Below are 18,648 nucleotides of genomic sequence, written 5' to 3'. Positions count from 1 at the left end.
CCGTCACCGGGTCAGACCAGGGGCACCAGGTCGGGTGCCTGCAGCCGGATGCTCTCCGCGGCGGCGTCGGTCTGCTCCTCCTCCGCGGCGTCCTCGGCGGCGGCGACCGCGCGATAGGAGTCCTGCTCCCGGCGCACCTCCTGCTCGTCCCAGCCGAGCAGCGGGGCCACGATCGCGGACAGGTCGGCCAGCGCGGACACCCCGCGGTCGCGGGTCTCGTAGCTGAGCCGGATCCGGTGGTTGAGGATGTCCTCCAGGTGCAGGGCGCCCTCGTGCAGCACCGCGAAGGCGGCCTCCACCTTGAGGTAGGCGGGCGCGCTGGGGATCGGTTCGGCCCACTCGGGGTGGTCGGCGATCAGTTCGAGCAGCACCGACACCTCGGTGCCGTAGCGGCCGAGCAGGTGCTCGACCCGATCCTCGTCCCAGCCGAATTCCCTTGCCTGGTTGGCGAACAGTCGACTGGCCGCCTCCAGACCGGCGGCCCCGACCAGCGGGGTCTGCGCGGTCACCGACGGCAGCCCGGCGGCCATCTGCGGACCGAGCGCGAAATCGACCGCGTCCTCGGCCATCGCCCGATAGGTGGTCAGCTTGCCACCGGCGATCACCGACAGGCCGGGGGCGACCTCGGCGACGGTGTGCTCGCGGGAGACCTTGGTCGACTTCGTGTCACCGTCGCCGCCGTCCTTGGCGGTCGGCTGCAGCAGCGGCCGCAGCCCGGCGTAGGTGCCGATGATGTCGTCGCGGGTCAGGTTGCTGGCCAGCACCTCGTTGGCGTGTTCGAGCACGTAGTCGATGTCGGCGGTGGTGGCCACCGGATGCTGGCGGGCCTGGTGCCAGGCGGTGTCGGTGGTCCCGACGATCCAGTAGCGCTGCCACGGGATGATGAACAGCACCGACTTCTCGGTACGCAGGAACAACCCGGTGTCGCCCTTGATCCGATCCTTGTCGAAGATCAGGTGGATTCCCTTGCTGGCAAGGACCTTCAGGCTGCCGTCGCTGGCGTCGCCGTCGAGGGCGAGCTGCTCGGACTGCTCGGTCCAGACCCCGGTGGCGTTGATGATCCGGCTGGCACGGATGGTGTGCTCGGCGCCGGTCTCCAGATCGCGGACCAGCGCACCGGTGACCCGGCCGCGCTCGTTGCGGGTGAAGTCGACGACCTGGGTGCGGGAGGCGGCGTACGCCCCATAGCCGACGGCGGTGCGGACCAGGCCGAGCACCAGCCGGGCATCGTCCACCCGGGCGTCGAAGTAGCGGATCGCGCCGGTCAGCTGCTCCGGCTTGATGTCGGGGAAGACCGCCAGGGCGCCGGCCTTGGTGTAGTGGCGCTGCGGCGGGACCGGGTGGCCCTTGGCGCCGGCCCGGGCCATCACATCGTAGAGCCCGACGCCGACCGCCGAATAGGAGCGCTCGATCACCGGCATCTTCAACGGCCACAGGAAGGGCTGGGCCTTGACCAGGTGCGGTGCGGTCCGCGCCAGCAGCAGGCCGCGTTCCCGCAGCGCCTCGTGCACCAGCGCGAAATCGAGGTTGTAGAGATAGCGCAGTCCGCCGTGCACCAGCTTGCTGGACCGCGACGAGGTGCCCTGGGCCCAGTCCTGCATCTCGACGATCCCGGTACGCAGCCCGCGGGTCGCGGCATCGAGCGCGATCCCGGCGCCGGTCACACCGCCGCCGACGACCAGCACGTCCAGGCCCTCGTCGTCGGACATCGCCGAGAGCGCGGCGAGTCGGGATGCGCGGTTCAGGCTGGTGGACTCCACGGTCACTCCTCCAGGTCGGGGTTCGTGTTCCCATCCTTGCCCGCCCTGCACGAACGAGCAACACTGGTGCACAAACGTGCAGGAAGGCGGGTGTCGGATGGACGGACGTGATGAGGAGGCCTATCGGGCCGCGGAGCTCTACTACCTGCAGAACGAGACCATGGAGTCGATCGCGACCCAGTTGGGGGTCTCCCGGTCCACGGTGTCCCGGCTGCTGTCCACCGCCCGCGCCGAGGGCTGGGTGCGGATCACGCTCGGACCCCGGCCCGGTGGCGACTCCGAGCTCGCCGCGCGACTGCGGCGTACCCTCCGCATCCGCGCCCACCTGGTGCCGACCCGGGCCAGCGCCACCGATGAGCAGCGGTTGGACCAGGTGACGACGGCGGCGGCGCGGTTGGTGGAGTCGCTGGTCCGTCCGGGCAGCACGCTCGGGATGGCCTGGGGCAGCACGGTGGCCGCGGTCGCCTCCCGGCTGCGACGGACCCCGACCCCGGGCGTCTCGATCGTCCAGCTGAACGGGTCGGCGAACACCACCACCTCCGGGATCCCCTATTCGGAAAGCATTCTGTCCACCGCGGCGGAAGCCTTCGACGCCCAGGTGCACTGGTTCCCGGTGCCCGCGTTCTTCGACTATGCCGAGACCAAGCGGGCGCTGTGGCGGGAGCGCAGCATCGCCGGTGTGCTGTCCCGGCAGGCCGAGTGCGACCTGGCCCTCTTCGGGGTGGGCAGTCTGGCCGGGCCCCGACCCAGCCACGTCTACACCTCCGGTTATCTGGATCAGGACACGATGACCGAGTTGAGCGCCGGCGGTGTCGTCGGCGATGTCTGCACGGTGCTGCTGCGGGCCGATGGCTCGTACGCCGATCTGGACATCAACGATCGCGCCTCCGGTCCCACCCCGGCGCAGTTGCAGACGATCGGGCGGCGGGTCTGTGTGGTCTCGGGGCGGCACAAGGTGCGCGCCACCCTGGCGGCGTTGCGTGCCCGGGTGGCGACCGACCTGGTGATCGACGAGAGCACCGCCAGGGAGCTGCTGCGGGCGGCAGCACCGAGCAAGAACGGTCGGGTGCGCTGACGGCCCGGGCGGTGATACTGATGCCATGACCGGACGGGACCGCCTGCGCGAGCTGCTCGATGCCGTGCTCGACGGTGAGGGTTCGCTGGCGGGAATGGCCGCCGCGGCGCACTCCTCACCCTTCCATTTCAGCCGCGAGGTGACCCGACTGGCCGGTGAGTCACCGGTGGCGCTGCGCCGGCGGATCGAGCTGGAGCGGGCCGCCTGGCGATTGCAGCGCGGGGCGTCGGTGACCGATACGGCGTTCGATGCCGGTTACGACTCGGTGGACGGCTTCACCAGGGCGTACCGGCGGGCGTACGGGTTCGCACCCAGCCAGACACCGGTCGACGACGCGCGCGGGCACTGGCTCGCATCGGCCAACGGGATCCACTTCCACTCCCCGACCGCGCTGTGGGTGCACGGTCCACCGGGTGTCGGTTCCGGGGTGCTGGCGATCCTGGTCGAACACGACAGCTGGGATGTCGCTGCCCTGCTGGAATGTGCCTGCGATGTGGCGCCCGAGGATCTGCATCGGGTGCTGCAACCCGCGGGTGCGAGCCTCGACTGGGCCGGTCCGGAGGAGACGCTGTGGCAGGTGCTGCGCCAGTTGGCACTGGCGAACGAGCCGTGGCTGGCCGCCATCAAGGGCGCCGAGGAACCGAAGCTGGACGGCGAATCCGAGGTGGCCGGCCTGGACGCGAGGCACCGCGCGGTGTCCGAGCGCTGGCTGCGGCTGATCGCCGACATCGATCAGCGGCAGGCCTGGAACGACCGGATCATCGACGCGATCTGTGAACCGCCGGAGAGTTTCCTGCTGTCCGAGATCGTCGCGCATTCGCTGACCTTCTCCGCCCACCGCCGACAACTCGCCCGCTGGATGCTGCGCACCCTCGGCGCCGCGCCCGGGCCCGATCCCGATCCGATCATCTGGCATCGCCGACACACCGGAGGAACCTCGTGACCCGTTACCGCTACTACACCGCGACCACCCTGGACGGTTATCTCGCCGACCCCGACGATTCGCTGGAATGGCTGCTCAGCCAACCGGAGACCCCCGCCACCGAGCAACCGGACCAACCGGGCGGCATCCCTGCCTATGAGGACTTCATCGCCGAGATCGGTGTGCTGGTGATGGGCGCGGCGACCTATCAGTGGGTGCTGGACCACCTGGCCGCCTCGGGTGAGGACTGGCCGTATTCCCAACCCTGCTTCGTCTTCACCCATCGCGACCTGACACCGGCCACCGACACGGTACGCCTGGTCGCGGGCGAACCGGCCGACTTCCGGACGGAACTGGAGCGCTTCGCGGGCGACAAGGACGTCTGGGTGGTCGGTGGCGGTGAGCTCGCGACCCGGTTCGCCACCGCCGGCATGCTGGACGAGTTGTTGCTGTCCATCGCACCGGTCACCCTGGGCGCCGGGAAACCGTTGTTCCCCGTGCCGTTCGACCTGGAACTGGTCAGCTCGGGGCGCAGCGGTACCTTCCTGACCGCCACCTACCGACCCGTCGGCCCGCGCTCAGCGGGCGCTGCGTAGCAGGCGGGATTCCCATGGCTGCAGGGAATCCGGGGAACGCTTGTCGTGCGTGCCGAGCAGCAGTTCGGCATCGGTCAGCTCGGCGGCCAGGTCGGTCGGGACGGCCACCGGGTCACTGGAGCAGTTGGCCAGCACGGTGAGCACGGTGGTGTCGGTGCTGCGGGTGAACACCCACAGCTGCTCGTCGTCGGCGTACCGCAGCTCGAAACGGCCGTCGACGATCGCCGGCTCGCTGCGTCGCAGCGCGATCAGCTCCCGGTAGTGCGCGAGCACCGAGTCGGGGTCTCCAGCCTGGGCGGCGACGTTGATCTCGGTGTGGTTGGGATTCACGCCGATCCACGGGGTGCCGGAGCTGAACCCCGCCGAGGCGGAATCGTCCCACTGCATCGGGGTGCGCGCATTGTCCCGGGTCTGCACGGCCTGCTGAGCGAGCAGCACCTCGGGGTCGGCACCACCGGCAACCGCCTCCGCGTGATGGTTGAGCGCCTCGATGTCGCGGTACTGGCCGATCTCGGTGAAACCGGCATTGGTCATGCCGATCTCCTGGCCCTGATAGACATATGGCGTACCACGGTGCAGATGCAGCACCGTGGCGAGCGTCTTGGCCGAGGCGACCCGGTGCTCGGGTGCGTCATCGCCGAACCGGGAGACCGCGCGCGGCTGGTCGTGGTTGTCCCAGTAGAGCGAGTTCCAGCCCTCGTCGGCCAGCCCCTCCTGCCAGCTGGCCAGGTTCTTCTTCAACACCGGCAGGGAAATCGGCACCCGGTCCCACTTGGTGGCACCGACATCCAGGGCGACGTGTTCGAAGGTGAACACCATGTCCAGCTCGTGGCGATCCGCGGCGGTGTAGCGCCGGGCCTCGGCGACGGTGACCCCGGGCATCTCCCCCACCGTGATCAGATTCCGGCCGGCCAGCACCTCGGCATACATCTCGTGCAGGAACTCATGCATCCGCGGGCCGTCGGCAACCATCGGAAACGCCGGCGAACAGGCCCGCCCCGGGATCTCGGGCCCGTCGACCAGCGGCTCGGTCTTGGAGATGAAGTTGATGACATCCATCCGGAAGCCGTCCACGCCGCGGTCCAGCCACCACCGCATCATCGCGTGGATCTCCTTGCGCACTTCGGGATTCTCCCAGTTCAGGTCCGGCTGCTTGCGGCTGAACAGGTGCAGGTAGTACTCACCGGAGGCCTCGTCGAACTCCCAGGCCGACCCCGAGAACGCCGACTCCCAGTTGGTCGGCGGCAGCGGCGTACCGTCCTCGGCGACCCGCGGCGGACGCCACCAGTACCAGTCCCGCTTCGGCGAATCGGGATCGCGGGACTCGACGAACCAGGGATGCTCGTCGGAGGTGTGGTTCACCACCAGATCCATCACCAGCGCGATGCCGCGCTCGTGCAGCCCGGCGATCAGCTCGTCCAGATCGGCCAGGCTGCCGAACATCGGGTCGACATCGGTGTAGTCGGAGATGTCGTAGCCGTTGTCGTCCTGCGGCGAGCGGTAGATCGGGCTCAGCCAGACCACCCCGACCCCGAGGTCGGCCAGGTGGTCCAGGTGGTCGATGATGCCGCGCAGATCACCGATACCGTCGCCGTCGGAGTCGGCGAAGGAGCGCGGATAGATCTGGTAGACGACCTGACTGCGCCACCAGTCGGGGTCTGCGCGATGGGCGGGGACGACGAATGCCGAACTCATGCCCCCAACCTACGCAGTCACTGACCGACCTGTCAGCCGAGTCTGAATGCCGTCAGTGGGTGTCCGGGCCGGTACGCGGCTCGGTACGGGAGCGATCGCGCAGGAACCGGGCCGGCACCTCGGCCTCCAGCCGGCGGCTCCACGGCTGCTCCCAGCCGGCCAGCCGGAGCAACCCGGCGAGCAGCCCGGCGGTCAGCCCCCAGATGAACAGGTCGTCGATCACGAACGCCGGCCCGCGATAACCGGAGGGGTGCCGGGCGACCCGCCGGTTCGCCGGGTCGGCCAACCGGGCCACCGGGATCAGGTGCACCGAGGCCACCTCGGCGGCGTCCACCGCCGAGATCGGATGCGGCGTACGCCACCAGCCGACGACGGTGTTCACGTCGAAGCCGCTGACCGCCACGTGCACCGCCGGTACCCGGCCGAGCACCTCGACGGTGCCCGGATCGACCCCGATCTCCTCGGCCGCCTCACGCAGTGCGGTCGCCTCCAGCGAGGGGTCGCCGGGGTCCATCGCGCCACCGGGGAAGGACACCTGGCCGGCGTGCGAGCGCAGCGTCGCGGCCCGCTCGGTGACCACCACTGACAGCTCCGGCTCGGTCGCGAACAGAGCCAGCACCCCCGCCTGGCGGCCGCCGCGGCCGGGCCGGTCGGCGACCACGCCGTGCACCTGGTCGGGCTGGTCCAGGGCCGCGACCAGCCGGGCGAGCTGGGGCGGCGCCGCGGGCGTACCGGTCACACCCGCACCCCCAGCTTGTCCGCGACCAGGTCGCTGAGCTGCTGGGTGGAGGTGACCGGGCCGGGATGGCGGTAGGCGATGGTGCCGTCGGCGCGGACCAGGATCGTCTGCGGCGGGCCGATGATGCTCAGCCCGGGCTGGATCCGGCGCTGCGGGTCGACCAGCTGCGGGTAGCGCCAGCCGGCCTGCTGGGCGAACTCCAGCGCCAGATCCGGGCGCGGGTCGGCGTAGTCGATGCCGAGCAGTTGCACCGGTTCACCGGCGGCGGCGACCCGGTCGGCGTACTCGGCCAGCATCGGCGCCTCGGTCCGGCACGGCCCGCACCACTGCGCCCAGACGTTGATCACCAGCGGTTTGCCGCGCAGCCCGGCCAACCGGACCTGGGAGTCCTCGCCGAAGCACGGCAGCGTCACCTCGGGCAATCCGTTGGCCACCGCGGGTACGCCCGGGTCGGCGGCCGGGCAGTCGGCGACCCCGGCGGCCCGCCGGGCGTCCAGCAATGGGGCCGTGCCGGGGGCGTCGGCCGCGTCGGGACCGGTCTCGGCCCCACCGGCCCCGGGTGCCGCCGCACCGGGTGAGGCGGTGACCGGTGGCGTACCGGCACACCCGGTCAGCAACGAGACCGCCGAGACCGCGGCCAGCACGACGGCCGACAACCGGGTACGCCTCATCCGCGCGGTTCCCGGATCAGCTTGGCCGCCACCTCCGGATCCGTGGGGCCCTCGCCATAGGAGGGGCAGAGCGAGGCCACCGGGCAGGCGCCGCAGGCGGGCCGGCGGGCGTGGCAGCAGCGCCGGCCGTGCCAGATCACGTGGTGGCAGAGCATCACCCAGTCCTTGGGCGGGAACAGCGCACCAACCTCGGCCTCGATCCGGTCCGGGTCGTTGCTGGTGGTCCAGCCGAAGCGTTGGGAGAGCCGTTTGAAGTGGGTGTCGACGGTGATGCCCGGCACCCCGAAAGCGTTGCCGAGCACCACATTGGCGGTCTTGCGCCCGACCCCGGGCAGGGTCACCAGGTCCTCGAGATTGCCCGGCACCTCGCCGTCGAACCGCTCCACCAGGGCCTGCCCGATCCGGATCAGCGAGTCGGACTTGGCCCGGAAGAAGCCGGTCGGTCGGATCAGCTCCTCCAGCTCGGCCCGGTCCGCGCCGGCCAGGGCCGCGGCATCCGGATAGCGCCGGACCAGTTCCGGGGTGACCATGTTCACACGCTTGTCGGTCGACTGGGCGGAGAGCACGGTGGCCACCAGCAGTTCGAGCGGATTGGTGAAGTCCAGCTCGGCCTTCGCATCGGGGTAGGTCTCGGCCAGGATCCGGTTGATCTTCCGGGCCCGGCGGACCAGTGCGGTCGGCGGTTTCTCGGCCACCTCGGTCCGGCTGCTCGGCATGCGGCCAGCCTAGTGCCCGGCGCGCGGGGCCGTGACGCTGCCCACACTGGATCGGAACGATAGGCTGACCGATAGGCAGGTTGACAGGAGAGTTTCGTGGAACCAAAGGACGTGCTCAAGCAGGCGCCCCTGTTCAAGGGTCTGGACCAGGAGGCGTACCAGTCGCTGGCTTCAGCCATGCAGACCGTGACGCTGAACCGTGGGGCCACCCTGTTCCATGAGGGCGACACCGGCGATCAGCTGTTCGTCGTCGTCGACGGCAAGATCAAGCTCGGTCGGCACGGCAGCACCGGCCGGGAGAATCTGCTCGCCGTCCTCGGCCCGGGCCAGATGTTCGGCGAGCTGTCGGTCTTCGATCCCGGCCCGCGCTCCACCACCGCGACCGCGGTGACCCGCTGCGAACTGCGCGTGCTCGAGCACGACGAGTTGATCCGTTGGCTCGACGGCCGCCCCGAGGTGGCCCGCGGTCTGCTCGGTCAGCTCGCCGGCCGGTTGCGGCGCGCCAACGTCGTGGTCTCCGATCTGGTCTTCTCCGACGTGCCGGGCCGGGTGGCCAAGGCGCTGCTCGATCTGGCCTCCCGCTTCGGCGAGCGCACCGAGACCGGTCTGGTGGTGCACCACGAGCTCACCCAGGAGGAGCTGGCGCAGCTGGTCGGCGCCTCCCGCGAGACCGTCAACAAGGCGCTCGCCGACTTCGCCACCCGCGGCTGGATCCGGCTCGAACCCCGCTCGGTGACGATCACCGATCTGGAGCGGGTCGAGCGCCGCGCGCGCTGAACCGGCCCTAGGTCAGATAGGCCAACTGGGCGCGGGTGGAGGCCTCCGCGGCCCGGCGTACCCCCTCATCGACATCCGGATAGACGACCGCAACGACCTCCTCGGCCGTGCGGGCGCCGGCGGCCAGCGCGTCGCGCACCTGCTGCAGGCGCTCCAACCGGTGTTCCCGGTAGTGCGCCACCCGCTCGGCGGGATCGTCGACGATCGGCCCGTGCCCGGGCAGGATCCGGCGTACGCCCCGGTCGGCGACCAGGTCCTGCATCACGGTGAGTGAGTCCAGATAGGCCGCGAGATCCCCGTCGGGGTGCATGATCACCGTGGTCCCGCGGCCGAGCACCATGTCCCCGGAGAAGAAATCATCACCAAGCAGGAACCCGATCGAGTCGGCGGTGTGCCCGGGAATGTGCCGGACCAGCAGTTCCCGGCCACCCAGTTCAACCGTCTCACCGTCGGTCAGCGGGCGGTCGCAGAGTTCCGGATCGTACGCCCGCACCTCGGATCCTGCCCGGGCCGCCAGCACCGGGGCGGCCTCCAGATGGTCGGCGTGATGGTGGGTCACCCAGATCTCGCGGATTCCCTGCGGACACAGCGATTCGATCGCTGCCAGGTGGCCGGGATCGTCCGGCCCGGGGTCGATCACCACGGCCGGCTCCCCCGGCGGGGCGAGCAGCCAGGTGTTGGTGCCCTGCAGCGTCATCGGGCCCGGATTCGGCGCGAGCACGAGTTCCGGTTGCCAGCTCATGTCCAGCTCCCGTCCCGGCGCGGATGGCTGGCCCGCCAGCCCGCACCGTCGCGTACCAGTCGCGGGGAGACCGGTTCGATCACCCGCAGCGCCGCCGCCTCGCGAAGGCGCGCCAGGCTGCCCAGCAGCGCGAGCTCGGTGAGCACCGAGCGGGTCGGCGGCAGCAGGGTCACCGCGCCGTCGGCGGCGGCCCGGTCTTCGGCGAGCACCGCCCCCGGGGACTGCCAGCCGACCAGATCCGCCTCGCTGGAGGTGTTCTGGGGCTCGAGCCCGTCGGGCACCGGCAGCACGAAGAACCAGGTGTCGAAGCGGTAGGGGCTGGTGTCCGGGGTGATCCAGCGCGCCCACGGGATCGGGCGGGAGGCGGCCAGGTCGAGTCCGGTCTCCTCGCGGCATTCGCGGAGTACGCAGGCAAGCAGCGGGTCGGGCTGCTGTTCATCGACCGGCTCCACCTTGCCGCCGGGGAAGGCCCAGACCCCGGCGAACTTCATCCCGCCGCTGCGCCGCATCAGCCACACCTCGAGGCCCTCGTCGGTCCCCTCGCGGACCAGTACCAGGGTGGCGGCGAGCCGCGGTGTCACCGGCTGCACCCCGGGTGGCAGCGGGGCGCGGCTCTTCGCCGCCCAGCTGCTCGGTACCCGGGTCATCACCGCTGGCGGGACGACCTCGAGCACCTCCCAGGAATGCGCGCCAGTGAACGTCATCGTCGGTTCCGGGCTCTAGCGGACCCGGACGATCAGCTCGACCTCGACCGGGACGTCCAGCGGCAGCACCGCGACCCCGACCGCGGAACGGGCGTGCCGGCCCTCGTCGCCGAAGATGTCGCCGAGCAGCTCGGAGGCACCGTTGCCGACCTTGGGCTGGTCGTACCAGTCGGGATCGGAGGCGACGAAGATCGTCGCCTTGACGATCTGGGCGATGTTGTCGATGCCGCCGGCCTGTTCGGCGGCGGCGGCGACCGCGTTCAACGCGCAGACCCGGGCGGCGGCGACACCCTGTTCCAGGGTCAGCTCGTCACCGACCTTGCCGGTGGCGACCGGCTTGCCGTCCACCATCGGCACCTGACCGGAGGTGTAGATCAGGTCGCCGCTGCGCACCGCCGGCACGTAGGCGGCGACCGGCTGCGGGACCGGCGGCAGGATCACCCCGAGGGCGTCCAACCGGTCCGAGGCGCTCACGCCTGCTCCGGCAGCGGGCGCTTCAGGTAGGCCACCAGGTTCTCCGGGTTGGGGCCGGGCACGACCTGCACCAGCTCCCAGCCGTCGGCACCCCAGTTGTCGAGGATCTGCTTGGTGGCATGCACCAGCACCGGCACGGTCACGTATTCCCACTTGGTCATGGGTCGAGCCTAGGGCAGCCGCTGCCGGAGGAGTTGCTCGCCCGTTCGCAGTACGCCGGGCGCCTGGCGGCGGTGGACGTGGCTGAGCAGCTCCCAGCGGATCCGGCCGCCCAGGGTCCGGTAGCCGATCGCGGTGCTGAGCCGGATCCGATCGGGCAGCACGTCCAGCACCAGGTTGCCCGCCACCAGCGGTCCCGCGGCCGCGACGGTGAGGTGGCCGGGTTCCTCCTGGGCCACCTGCCAGCCGGCCACATGCCCGGGGCGGCCGTCGGGTGCTGTGCGCAACCGGAGCAGGCGATTGAAGATCAGGTCCCGATCCGATCTCTCGATCCCCTGCTCGAAGCAGGCGGTCATCCAGTCCCGTGGCGTGGCCGCGGTGCCGGTCGTCAGGGTGAAAACGTCGAGATAGTCGGGGACCAGGGTGAGCCTGGCGCGCTGCTGTGCGTTCGCCGGGCGCGTCATCGTGCCGGCGTCGACCCGGCCACCGGTCACCGGCGGCAGGGCGGGGTCTGGTGTGGGCATGGTCGGCTCCCATGATTTATACGGTTCCGTATATTCGAGGATAGACCGTGTATACGCTGGCGTACAATGAGGTCGATGGCAGTGACGAAGACCCCGCGCCGGGCCTGGGTGGACGCCGGACTGGAGGCCCTGGCCGAAGGAGGGCTGGCCGAGGTCCGCATCGAGGTACTGGCGCGCAGGCTCAAAGTGACCAAGGGCGGTTTCTACGGCTTCTTCGATGACCGGCCCGCGTTGCTGGCAGCGATGCTCGAGACCTGGGAACAGACCGTGACGGTCTCGGTGACCGAACGGGTCGACGCCGCGGCCGCGACCGATCCCCGGGCCCGGCTCGCCCGGTTGATCGCGATCATCGACGACCAATCGGCCCCGGCGATGCGGATCGGGACCGAGCTGGCGATCCGGGACTGGGCCCGCCATGACGAAGTGGCGGCGCGCACCGTCCGCCGGGTGGACCGGACTCGTGGCGACTATCTGCGCGACCTGTTCCGGGGATTCTGTTCCGCGGAGGAGGCGGATGCCCGGACCACGATCGCGATGTCGGTCCGTCTGGGGGCGCAGTTGATGGACCTCGGGACCGACCACACCTCACACCTGGAATCGCTCGAGTTGATCCAGCAGCGCCTGTTGGCCTGAGCGGCGTGGGGATACCGGTCACACCGCGTGGCCCGCGAACGGCGGACTACGCTTGCCGCCATGCCGAAGTCCCGCCGCGCCCAGCGCGAAGCCGATCCGACGCGGTTGCACATCGTCAGCGGCAAGGGTGGTACGGGCAAGACCACCATCGCCGCCGCCCTGGCCTGCGCCACCGCACAGGCCGATCGGCGGGTGCTGCTCTGCGAGGTGGAGGGCCGGCAGGGGCTGAGCGAGTTGTTCGGCGTACCGCCGCTGGGCCCGGGCGAGGAGCGCCGACTGGTGCGTACGCCCGCCGGCGGCGAGGTCTTCGGACTGGCCATCGACGCCGAATCCGCGCTGCAGGAATACCTGGAGACCTTCTATCGCCTCGGCATGGCCGGCAAGGCGCTGGACCGCTTCGGGGTCTTCGACTTCGCCACCTCCATCGCCCCCGGCCTGCGGGACGTGCTGCTCACCGGCAAGGTCTACGAGGCCGTCCGCCGACGCAGCAAGGGCCGCTCCGACGACTACGACGCGGTGGTCCTGGACGCCCCGCCGACCGGCCGGATCACCCCGTTCCTGAACGTGCACGAGGCGGTCTCCGGGCTGGCCAAGGTCGGCCCGATCCGCAACCAGGCCGACTCGATCATCGAGGTGTTCCGCTCCGAACAGACCGCGGTGCACCTGGTCACACTGGCCGAGGACATGCCTGTCACCGAGACCCTGGAGGCGATCGAGGAGCTCGCGCCGACCGGGATCGAGGTCGCCGACATCATCTGCAACATGGTCACCGAGACCGATCTCGACGACGCCGAACTGGATCTCGCGATCCGCGGCAAGCTGCCGCTCAAGGTGCCCGGCCTGGACGGCGCGACGACGACGCAGCTGGCCGCCGAGCTCGCCGACGAGGCCGGTTGGATCCTCGAGGAACGCAAGTGTCTGGAGATGCTGCGTACTCCGGTGAGCCGCTCCGCGGGACACCGGGCCAAGCGGTTGCCGCTCGCCCTCATCGCCGCGGATCCGGGTGGGATCGACCAGGCGGCGCTGTTCCAGATCGCCGATCAGCTCCGCACCCAGCTCCCCGAGGAGGTCGGCCGATGAGTGCCGCGCGCGATGCCCTGCAGATCGACCCGCTGCTCGCCGACCGGGGCGTGGAGATCCTGATCTGCTGCGGTTCCGGCGGGGTCGGCAAGACCACCACCTCCGCGGCGCTGGCGCTGCGGGCCGCCGAACAGGGCCGACGCGTGGTGGTGCTGACCATCGACCCGGCCCGCCGGTTGGCACAGTCGCTGGGCCTGACCGAGCTGGACAACACCCCGCGCGAGGTGGTCGGCGTCGACACCGCGGCCGGCGGCCGGCTGGACGCGATGATGCTGGACATGAAGCGGACCTTCGATGACGTGGTGCTCGCCCACGCCAGCTCGCAGAAGGCCGAGCAGATCCTGGCCAACCCCTTCTATCAGGCGCTGTCCACCTCGTTCTCCGGCACCCAGGAATACATGGCGATGGAGAAGCTCGGCCAGCTGCACGACCAGGCGCGCCGCGAGGGCCGCTGGGATCTGATCGTGGTGGACACCCCACCGTCCCGGTCGGCGCTGGACTTCCTGGAGGCCCCCGAGCACCTCAGCCGGCTGCTCGATGGCCGGATGCTGAAGATGCTGCTCGCCCCCGCCCGGGGCCCGTTCAAGCTGATGTCGGTCGGCGTGAATCTGGTGATGGGGGCGATGGACAAGATCCTCGGCGCCCAGGTGCTGCGCGACGTGCAGACCTTCGTGACCGCCTTCGACACCCTGTTCGGCGGCTTCCGGCAGCGGGCGGAGAAGACGCTGACGAACCTGTCCTCGGCGCACACCCGTTTCCTGGTGGTGGCCACCCCGACCCGCGATGCGCTGCGCGAGGCGGCGTACTTCACCGAACGGTTGCGCGAGGAGAAGATGCCGCTGGCCGGTGTGGTGGTGAATCGGGTGCACACCTCGACGGTCGACCTCTCCGCGGACCGGGCGATGGCGCTGGCCGAGGAGGTGCCGGAGAAGGACCGGCCGTCGCGGTTGGCGCTGCACCGGCACGCCGAGCGGATGCGTGGTCAGGAACGCGAACGGGACCTGGTGCACCGGTTCGGGGTCGCGAACCCGGGCGTACGCCTGGCCGAGATCCCGGCACAGACGACGGATGTGAACGATCTGGCGACGCTACGCGCGGTGGGAGCTGCGCTCGCGGCGGACACCGTGGCCCGCTGACTTGCCCAGCAGCAGCGCGGACCACGACCCGACATCGGTGCGGGTACGCAGCAGATGGCGCCGCTCCCGTTCGGTCATGCCGCCCCAGACGCCCCACTCGATCTTGTTGTCCAGCGCCTCGGCCAGACATTCGGTGCGTACGCCGCAGCCCTGGCAGAGCTGACGGGCCTGTTTCTGGGCCGCTCCCTCGACGAACAAGGCGTCCGCAGAGCCCAGACACTTCGCCTGCATGGTCCATTCCTGTGTGAGGAACATGTCCTCGCCCTCCCCCGATCACACTGGCCACCTCATGAGTGGCGCCACCGTACGCGCGACCCGGTCGGGCTGCGTTGCCAGTGGTGGCGAAATACTAAGAAAACCGCGCGGATTCCGCCACTCAGGAGGGGTTATGAGACCAAACTCATACCTTTGCGGGGACCCTCCGACCGGCCCGGTGGCGCCCGCGGCCCGGCTGTGGCTAGGCTGAGGCGATCCGACCCGCGCACCGTGCGGGTTTTCGCGACTGGTTGCCTCGTCACGTAGTCTGTTCCGCATGGCCAAAACCTCCGCGCGCGCGGGCAGCCTCGTCTATCGCGCAATCATGTTCTTCGTGGTGAGCGTGTTCGCCGGTCTGCTGGTGGCGGGCCTGTTCATCCCCTTCGCCGGGATGGCGGGCGCGGCGACCAAGGCTGTGGCGACCGGGATGGACAACCTCCCGGCCGAGCTGGAGACCCCGCCCCAGTCGCAGCAGTCCAAGGTGCTGATGAACAACGGCGAGGTGTTGGCCACCTTCTGGGAAGAGAACCGGATCTACAAGCCGCTGGATCAGATCAGCCCGCTGATGCAGAAGGCGCAGATCGCGATCGAGGACCATCGCTTCTATGAGCATGGTGCCCTCGACACCCGCGCCACGCTGCGCGCGCTGGTCCGCAACACCTCCTCCTCCGCCGGCACCCAGGGCGGTTCCTCGCTGACCCAGCAGTACGTCAAGCAGGTCCAGATCGAGACCGCCAAGCAGGCCGGTGACGAGGCCGGGATCTTCAAGGCCCAGGCCCCGACCGTCTCCCGGAAGATCCAGGAGCTGCGCTATGCGATCGCGCTGGAGAAGCGGCTCACCAAGGACCAGATCCTCGAGCGCTACCTGAACATCGCCTACTACGGCGACGGCGCCTACGGTGTCGAGCAGGCCGCCAAGCACTACTTCAACACCACCGCCAAGGACCTCACCCTCGACCAGGCAGCGATGCTGGCCGGCCTGGTGCAGAACCCGGCCGCGACCGACCCGGTCAACAACCCGACCATCGCCACCGAGCGCCGCAACGTGGTGCTGAACCGGATGGCGGAACTGAACATCGTCAACCAGGCCGACGCCGATGAGGCCAAGAAGGTCCAGTTCGACGCCTCCAAGATCCAGCGCTTCCCCAACGGCTGTGTCGGCACCCGCTACCCGTTCCTGTGCGACTACGTGAAGCGGTCGCTGGAGAAGATGCCGTCATTGGGCAACACCCCCTCCGAGCGGCTCGACACCCTCAAGCGCGGTGGACTGACGATCCAGACCGAGATCGACCCGACCACCCAGGACGCCGCCGAGAAGGCGATCGCGAAGAACATCGACGCCCGCGACCCGGTCATCTCCACCATGACGATGATCCAGCCCGGTACCGGCCTGATCCTGGCGATGGCCCAGTCCCGGCCGGTGATGGGCGACAACGCCGGGGCCGGTGAGTCCTACTACAACTACGCCGTGGGTGGTTCCACCAGCGACAACGACATGGGTGGCGCCGAGGGCTACCAGGCCGGGTCCACCTTCAAGGCGTTCACCGCGGCGGCCGCGCTGGAACAGGGCATGCCGCTGTCCAAGACCTACAACGCGGCGGCGTCGATGGACTTCGCCGGCAAGAAGTACAAGTCCTGCCGCGGCACCGAGAAGGTCTTCGGCGACTGGACGGTGAAGAACTCCACCGGCACCAACGGTGTGATGGACATGTACAAGGCCGCGGCGTACTCGGTGAACACCTACTTCGTCCAGCTGATCATGGACGTCGGCGGCTGTGAGACCACCAAGATGGCCGAGAAGCTGGGCGTGAAGCTGGGCTCGAAGGGCAACATCGTCGACCAGTTCAACGCCATCCCCTCCTTCACCCTGGGTTCGGCCGAGATCACCCCGCTCTCGCTGACCGAGGCGTACGCCACCTTCGCCTCGGGCGGCAAGCACTGCGAGCCGATCATCCTGAAGAAGATCACCGACAAGAACGGCAAGGACATCCCGGTCCAGGGGGCGAACTGCAAGCAGGTGATCACCCCGCAGGTGGCCGCCGGCATGAACTCGCTGCTCGCCGGCGTGATGAGCGGTACCGGCCGTCCGGCGACGATCCCCGGTGGCTACCCGCAGGCCGGCAAGACCGGCACCATCGATGACAATCAGGCCGTCTGGTTCGCCGGGTACACCCCCGAGGTCACCGGTGTCGCGATGATCGCGGTCGACAAGACCCACCCGTACTGGAAGTCGCGGCAGTGGTCCTCCGGCAACCGGAAGCCGACGCTGAAGGGCATCACGCTGCCGACCCGGAAGAAGTACACGATGCAGGGCTCCGGTGGCGGTGACGCCGGTGCGGATGTCTACGTCCCATCGATGTCGGCGGCGCTGCGCGGCAAGCCGAAGACGAAGTTCGGCAATGTCGGCAAGGACGTCACCGAGGGCAAGCCGGTGGCCATCCCGTCGGTGAAGGGGATGAGCCCCGATGCCGCGAAGGCCGCGCTGGAGGATGCCGGCTTCACCGTCGGCCGGACCACCCGGACCGACAACTCCTCGTCCGGCACCTACCTGGGGCTGAGCCAGTACGGCACCGCCCCGATGGGGTCGACGATCAACCTGGTCTATTCCTCCGGTCCGGCCGCCAAGCCGGCACCGAAGCAGACCCAGGCGCCGGCCACCACCAGGCCGCCGGCCCAGCAGCAACCGGCCGCTCCGCCGCCTGCTGCCCCGGCACCTGCTGCGCCGCCGCCCGCCCCGGCACCTGCGCCGGCACCGCCGCCCCCGCCGGCCCCCGCTCCGACCACGCAGCCCCAGCAGACCTTCGGTCAGGGCAACGGGCAGGGGAACGGGAACGGCCAGAACAAGCCGTGAGCAACCTGACCCGGGCCGGCGTCGGAGTGCTTGCCGCCGGCGCGGCCTGTGTCGGGTACGGTGCGCTGGTCGAGTCCCGGGCGTACACGCTGCGGGAGTTCGGCGTACCGGTGCTGCCGATCGGTGCCGATCCGGTCCGGGTGCTGCACGTCTCCGATCTGCACCTGTTGCCCGGTCAGCAGAAGAAGGTCGACTGGGTCCGCTCGCTGGCCGGCCTGCGGCCCGATCTGGTGGTGAACACCGGCGACAACCATTCGCATCCGGATGCCTGGCCGCGGGTGCTGGAGGCGTATGAGCCGCTGCTCGGGGTGCCCGGGGTGTTCGTCTGGGGTTCGAACGACTATCTCGCGCCGAAGATGAAGAACCCGCTGAGCTATTTCTCCGGCCCCAGCGATCCGGTGCAGCCGGAGAGCGCCCCGGACCGCGAGCTGCCCTGGCGCACGCTCGGCGCGGCGTTCGCCCAGGCCGGCTGGCAGGACCTGACCCACCGGCGCGTGACGCTGCCGGTGAAGGGGATGCCGTTCGCCTTCCGCGGGACCGACGACGGGCATCTGGGTCGGGACCGGTACGCCGAGGTCGCGGGTCCGGCGGACCCGGACGCGGTGCTGAATCTGGGGGTCACCCATGCCCCCTATCTGCGGCTGCTGGATGCCTTCGCCACCGACCGGATGGACCTGATCCTGGCCGGCCACACCCACGGTGGTCAGGTCTGCCTGCCCGGGATCGGCGCGCTGGTCACCAACTGCGACATCGACGCCCCGCGGGTCAAGGGACTCTCGACCCACACCGCCGGCGGCCACACCTCCGCCCTGCACGTGTCCGCCGGCCTCGGCACCTCACCGTTCGCGCCCTACCGCTTCGCCTGTCGCCCCGAGGCCACCCTGCTCACCCTCCTCCCCCGCGGCTGACCTCCCCGTACGCCCCTCCGTTCATCGAGTAGGTCGCGCAGCGACCGTGTCGAGATGAACCAGTACGCCGGCTGAGCGAGGAGCGCAGCGACGAGTCGAAACCAAGCCCCCACGTTCATCGAGTAGCCACTGTGCCGGGACTGTCCGACGAACGGTGTAAGTGGCGGTTTCCATGTCAGCGGTCCTCGGCGGCTGGCATGCGGTCTGCGAAGGTGATGGCGAAGGCGTTCA

20 protein-coding genes are annotated in these 18,648 nt (G+C 70.0%); 9 read left to right on the top strand and 11 right to left on the bottom strand.

Features of this window, described 5'->3' with window-relative positions:
* Positions 1–11 precede the first annotated feature (11 nt).
* Positions 12–1,760 (bottom strand): glycerol-3-phosphate dehydrogenase/oxidase, encoded by a 1,749-nt coding sequence (locus C8D81_RS00385; protein ID WP_324252394.1) that lies wholly within the window; start codon positions 1,758–1,760, stop codon positions 12–14.
* 97 nt (positions 1,761–1,857) lie between these two features.
* On the opposite strand from C8D81_RS00385, the gene C8D81_RS00380 reads away from it, so the two are divergent.
* From C8D81_RS00380 to C8D81_RS00370, 3 genes are read left to right on the top strand one after another with little or no spacing between them, the layout of a single operon-like run.
* Positions 1,858–2,835 (top strand): sugar-binding transcriptional regulator, encoded by a 978-nt coding sequence (locus C8D81_RS00380; RefSeq protein WP_094399530.1) that lies wholly within the window; start codon positions 1,858–1,860, stop codon positions 2,833–2,835.
* 25 nt (positions 2,836–2,860) lie between these two features.
* Positions 2,861–3,778, top strand: coding sequence for a helix-turn-helix transcriptional regulator (locus tag C8D81_RS00375; protein ID WP_094399532.1), 918 nt, complete (start codon positions 2,861–2,863; stop codon positions 3,776–3,778).
* The gene (locus C8D81_RS00370) at positions 3,775–4,353 is read left to right on the top strand and encodes a dihydrofolate reductase family protein (RefSeq protein ID WP_094399534.1); all 579 of its coding nucleotides are present in this window, start codon (positions 3,775–3,777) and stop codon (positions 4,351–4,353) included. Before C8D81_RS00375 ends, C8D81_RS00370 begins: the two co-directional genes overlap by 4 nt.
* Here C8D81_RS00370 and C8D81_RS00365 read toward each other — a convergent pair.
* From C8D81_RS00365 to nth, 4 genes are read right to left on the bottom strand one after another with little or no spacing between them, the layout of a single operon-like run.
* Positions 4,336–6,048 (bottom strand): alpha-glucosidase, encoded by a 1,713-nt coding sequence (locus tag C8D81_RS00365; RefSeq protein ID WP_094399536.1) that lies wholly within the window; start codon positions 6,046–6,048, stop codon positions 4,336–4,338. The two genes, C8D81_RS00370 and C8D81_RS00365, sit on opposite strands and share 18 nt — an antisense overlap.
* Before the next feature lie 52 nt (positions 6,049–6,100).
* Positions 6,101–6,787, bottom strand: a complete 687-nt coding sequence (locus tag C8D81_RS00360; protein WP_094399538.1) for an NUDIX hydrolase — start codon at positions 6,785–6,787, stop codon at positions 6,101–6,103.
* Positions 6,784–7,458, bottom strand: coding sequence for a TlpA family protein disulfide reductase (locus C8D81_RS21400; protein ID WP_229237892.1), 675 nt, complete (start codon positions 7,456–7,458; stop codon positions 6,784–6,786). The genes C8D81_RS00360 and C8D81_RS21400 overlap by 4 nt, the downstream gene beginning before the upstream one ends.
* Positions 7,455–8,174, bottom strand: coding sequence for an endonuclease III (gene nth, locus C8D81_RS00350; RefSeq protein ID WP_094399540.1), 720 nt, complete (start codon positions 8,172–8,174; stop codon positions 7,455–7,457). The genes C8D81_RS21400 and nth overlap by 4 nt, the downstream gene beginning before the upstream one ends.
* Positions 8,175–8,270: 96 nt before the next feature.
* Here nth and C8D81_RS00345 point away from each other — a divergent pair, with 96 nt between their 5' ends.
* Entirely contained in the window at positions 8,271–8,951 is a 681-nt protein-coding gene (locus C8D81_RS00345; protein WP_229123652.1) for a Crp/Fnr family transcriptional regulator, read from the top strand.
* Between the two features lie 7 nt (positions 8,952–8,958).
* Here C8D81_RS00345 and C8D81_RS00340 read toward each other — a convergent pair whose 3' ends face one another.
* The 5 genes from C8D81_RS00340 to C8D81_RS21120 are packed head-to-tail and all read right to left on the bottom strand — an operon-like array spanning position 8,959 to position 11,554.
* Complete coding sequence (locus C8D81_RS00340) at positions 8,959–9,693, bottom strand: MBL fold metallo-hydrolase (protein ID WP_179254524.1); 735 nt, start codon at positions 9,691–9,693, stop codon at positions 8,959–8,961.
* The gene (locus tag C8D81_RS21135) at positions 9,690–10,397 is read right to left on the bottom strand and encodes an NUDIX hydrolase (protein ID WP_094399542.1); all 708 of its coding nucleotides are present in this window, start codon (positions 10,395–10,397) and stop codon (positions 9,690–9,692) included. Before C8D81_RS21135 ends, C8D81_RS00340 begins: the two co-directional genes overlap by 4 nt.
* A gap of 15 nt (positions 10,398–10,412) precedes the next feature.
* Positions 10,413–10,871 carry a RidA family protein gene (locus C8D81_RS21130; protein WP_208109047.1) on the bottom strand — a complete coding sequence of 153 codons (459 nt, stop codon included), beginning with the start codon at positions 10,869–10,871 and terminating at the stop codon, positions 10,413–10,415.
* On the bottom strand, positions 10,868–11,032 hold the full coding sequence (locus C8D81_RS21125) for a DUF4177 domain-containing protein (RefSeq protein ID WP_208109046.1): 165 nt from the start codon (positions 11,030–11,032) through the stop codon (positions 10,868–10,870). Before C8D81_RS21125 ends, C8D81_RS21130 begins: the two co-directional genes overlap by 4 nt.
* Before the next feature lie 9 nt (positions 11,033–11,041).
* Positions 11,042–11,554 (bottom strand): hypothetical protein, encoded by a 513-nt coding sequence (locus tag C8D81_RS21120; protein WP_094404798.1) that lies wholly within the window; start codon positions 11,552–11,554, stop codon positions 11,042–11,044.
* A gap of 75 nt (positions 11,555–11,629) precedes the next feature.
* Here C8D81_RS21120 and C8D81_RS00325 point away from each other — a divergent pair, with 75 nt between their 5' ends.
* Genes C8D81_RS00325 through C8D81_RS00315 form a run of 3 tightly spaced genes read left to right on the top strand, consistent with a single transcriptional unit; the run spans position 11,630 to position 14,403 of the window.
* A complete protein-coding gene (locus C8D81_RS00325; RefSeq protein ID WP_166646616.1) occupies positions 11,630–12,187 on the top strand; it encodes a TetR/AcrR family transcriptional regulator in 558 nt (185 codons plus the stop codon).
* 60 nt (positions 12,188–12,247) lie between these two features.
* A complete protein-coding gene (locus tag C8D81_RS00320; protein ID WP_094399546.1) occupies positions 12,248–13,267 on the top strand; it encodes an ArsA-related P-loop ATPase in 1,020 nt (339 codons plus the stop codon).
* Positions 13,264–14,403 (top strand): ArsA family ATPase, encoded by a 1,140-nt coding sequence (locus C8D81_RS00315; RefSeq protein ID WP_094356312.1) that lies wholly within the window; start codon positions 13,264–13,266, stop codon positions 14,401–14,403. The genes C8D81_RS00320 and C8D81_RS00315 overlap by 4 nt, the downstream gene beginning before the upstream one ends.
* On the opposite strand, the gene C8D81_RS00310 is transcribed toward C8D81_RS00315, so the two are convergent.
* Positions 14,356–14,658, bottom strand: a complete 303-nt coding sequence (locus C8D81_RS00310; RefSeq protein ID WP_094356313.1) for a WhiB family transcriptional regulator — start codon at positions 14,656–14,658, stop codon at positions 14,356–14,358. The genes C8D81_RS00315 and C8D81_RS00310 overlap by 48 nt on opposite strands.
* A gap of 277 nt (positions 14,659–14,935) precedes the next feature.
* Between C8D81_RS00310 and C8D81_RS00305 the strand changes: the two genes are divergently transcribed.
* Positions 14,936–17,509 (top strand): transglycosylase domain-containing protein, encoded by a 2,574-nt coding sequence (locus tag C8D81_RS00305; RefSeq protein ID WP_094404797.1) that lies wholly within the window; start codon positions 14,936–14,938, stop codon positions 17,507–17,509.
* Positions 17,506–18,417, top strand: coding sequence for a metallophosphoesterase (locus C8D81_RS00300; RefSeq protein WP_094404796.1), 912 nt, complete (start codon positions 17,506–17,508; stop codon positions 18,415–18,417). The genes C8D81_RS00305 and C8D81_RS00300 overlap by 4 nt, the downstream gene beginning before the upstream one ends.
* The last annotated feature ends 231 nt before the right edge of the window (positions 18,418–18,648 follow it).

Source organism: Enemella evansiae (assembly GCF_004362375.1).
In the GTDB taxonomy this organism is placed as follows: Bacteria; Actinomycetota; Actinomycetes; order Propionibacteriales; family Propionibacteriaceae; genus Enemella; species Enemella evansiae.
The sequence above is the reverse complement of the archived record's forward strand: the minus strand, read 5'-3'. Positions and strand labels throughout refer to the sequence as shown.